2 protein-coding genes are annotated in these 833 nt (G+C 62.8%); both read left to right on the top strand.

Translation table 11 applies throughout. The features are described from left to right. The coding region (locus R8O10_RS24550) for a helix-turn-helix domain-containing protein (protein WP_318191862.1) at nucleotides 1–512 on the top strand (512 nt) is incomplete at its 5' end. Further along, nucleotides 509–733: a hypothetical protein gene (locus tag R8O10_RS24545; RefSeq protein WP_000743213.1), complete on the top strand. Its 225-nt coding sequence runs from the start codon at nucleotides 509–511 to the stop codon at nucleotides 731–733. The genes R8O10_RS24550 and R8O10_RS24545, both read left to right, overlap by 4 nt. Nucleotides 734–833 lie beyond the last annotated feature (100 nt).

Below are 833 nucleotides of genomic sequence, written 5' to 3'. Positions count from 1 at the left end.
CCGAGAAGATCGACCGCATCAGCCGCCTACCTTTGCCCGAGGCCGAGCGCCTGGTGGCCTCGATACAGGCCAAAGGCGCACGCCTGGCCGTCCCTGGCGTGGTCGATCTATCCGACCTGGCGGCCGAGGCCCAGGGCGTCGCCAAGATCGTGCTGGAAGCCGTGCAGATCATGCTTTTTCGCCTGGCCTTGCAGATGGCCCGCGACGACTACGAGGACAGGCGCGAACGCCAGCGCCAAGGCATTGAGTTGGCCCGCCAGGCCGGGCGGTACAAGGGCCGCCGTGCTGATCCGAAGCGCCGCGCCCAAGTTGTCGCGCTGCGCAAGTCCGGCTACAGCATCAACAAGACCGCCGAGCTGGCCGGGTACAGTGCGGCCCAGGTGAAACGGATATGGGCCGAGGTCAGCCAGGCCGAAGCGAAGCAGCACGGCGCGTTCGTGGAGGACGCATTGACGGAAGCCGATGCCCTGGCCGCTGTCGGCCAGGATGAGCGCCAGGAGGAAAGGGCATGAAGAAGCCGAACCAAGACGACGAGCCGTTTTTCATCACCGAGGAGATTGCGGCCGAAATGATCGCCGGCGGCTATGAGTTCGAGCTGCCGCCCATTCCTTGCACCATCCGCCTACGCGACGTGCTGGAGCGCATGACCGATGCTGAGCTAGCATTGCAGCCGGGCGAGATCGCCGACCAGGAGCGTGAACGCTGCCGGCGCAAGCCGTGTTCAACCTCATGATCTGGTCATGGTATTTTTCATGGCACTGAGCCTGATAGTTCTTGCAAATTGTTGTCACTAAAGGGTTTTGTGTGCTTGCTTACAATCGAGTGGGAGTGAC

The organism is Vibrio sp. 1727 (assembly GCF_033344415.1).
Classification (GTDB): Bacteria; Pseudomonadota; Gammaproteobacteria; order Enterobacterales; family Vibrionaceae; genus Vibrio; species Vibrio alginolyticus.
This window is presented reverse-complemented; position numbering and strand designations above follow the sequence as displayed.